The organism is Agrobacterium sp., from assembly GCF_032092815.1.
In the GTDB taxonomy this organism is placed as follows: domain Bacteria; phylum Pseudomonadota; class Alphaproteobacteria; order Rhizobiales; family Rhizobiaceae; genus Agrobacterium.
Window position 1 is genome coordinate 13,073 of record NZ_DAMDBP010000063.1, and the last position, 1,421, is coordinate 14,493.

The 1,421-nt window shown below is 52.4% G+C and carries 2 protein-coding genes; one reads left to right on the top strand and one right to left on the bottom strand.

Annotation, left to right across the window (positions count from 1 at the left end):
* Positions 1-582: TonB-dependent receptor plug domain-containing protein (locus RT613_RS22160; RefSeq protein WP_313618543.1), on the bottom strand; the 582-nt coding region annotated here is incomplete at its 3' end.
* 377 nt (positions 583-959) lie between these two features.
* Here RT613_RS22160 and RT613_RS22165 point away from each other — a divergent pair.
* A partial coding sequence (locus RT613_RS22165; RefSeq protein ID WP_313618548.1) for an ABC transporter substrate-binding protein occupies positions 960-1,421 on the top strand: 462 nt, incomplete at its 3' end.

The following is a 1,421-nucleotide window of genomic DNA, read 5'->3' on the forward strand; positions in this document are numbered from 1 at the left end:
GAAACGCACGCTCTTCGGTGTCTTGGTGACATAATTTACCGAACCGCCGGGGTCCGAGACACCAAAACCGGTTGAGTTTGCACCTTTGAGAACTTCAACTCGCTCGTAACCATATGGCTCTTCCAGAACGCCGCCCCAGCTTCTGCCGATGGGCAATCCGTCACGATAGGTGAATGGGCTGAGACCGCGAATTTTGAAATAGTCGTAACGGTCATCCGAGCCATAATAGTCGGTGACAACACCAGCAGTATATTGCACGACGTCTTCAATGCTGCGTGCACCACGCTCTTCGATTTCCTTGGCTGTAATAACAGAAACCGTTGCTGGAGTTGTCAGGATTTCGCCTGGCATCTTGCCAACAGCCGTTGTCTTGCGGGCGACAATCGACTTTGAATCGTCATCCTTGCCTGCGCCATCAACGGTGATGGTTTGCAACACTGTATTGGAACCTGAATTGTCGGCTTCCTGCGCCAATGCAGTGACCGGCGAGAATGCGATAAGTGCTGTGCATCCAAGAAGGGCAGCATTGCGATAGTGAATACGGGACCGTTTGCCTTTGCTGCCTGTTTTTTTGATGTGCATGTCCAAGTTCCAGAAGTTGGCGTTATCGTTGCTGGTCACCAACAGGGTCTGTGTTTTACTCGCCGATTATCCCGGACCTTGAGAACTCAGGTTGCGGGATGAATTCAGTTTCGAATTGGCACGAAGTGAGACAATACCCTGTATTCACCTTCGCCGCTTGTTAACTTGAGGCTGTCAGTCCGGTATTGTAGATTCCTCTGGTTTTGTAGGAAACTCCGGAAACTTTGCCTCGGTTTTGGACAGTCGCAGGCTTGAGCCTTGACGCGCCGGAATGAAACTGGAACTGGAAAGCCAAGTTTTAACAGCAGGGAGTGTTGGCCGTGCCAAGGTTCTTACGGTTTTTCACGGTGTTGGTTGCGGCATGGCTTTCATTGTCGATGTTTAACGGCGCGTGGGCTGGAGAAAACACCTCTTATCCAATCGTCATCAAACATGCGCTGGGCACAACCACCATTGTAAAGAAGCCAGAGCGCGTTGCGACTGTTGCCTGGGCCAACCATGAGGTTCCCTTGGCTTTGGGCATTGTTCCAGTCGGTTTTGCCGCAGCCAATTTTGGCGATGATGACGGCGATGGCCTATTGCCCTGGGTTGCGGAAAAGCTGAAAGAGCTAGGTGCTGAGAAGCCTGTTTTGTTTGACGAAGGCGACGGCATTGATTTTGAGGCCGTTGCGGCCACTCAGCCGGATGTGATCCTTGCCGCCTATTCGGGCTTGAGTCAGGCCGATTACGATACGTTGAGCCAAATTGCGCCTGTCGTGGCTTATCCCGAAGCTGCCTGGGCGACGGACTGGCGCGACATGATCCGTTTTAACAGCGCGGGTCTCGGTATGGCGCAAGAA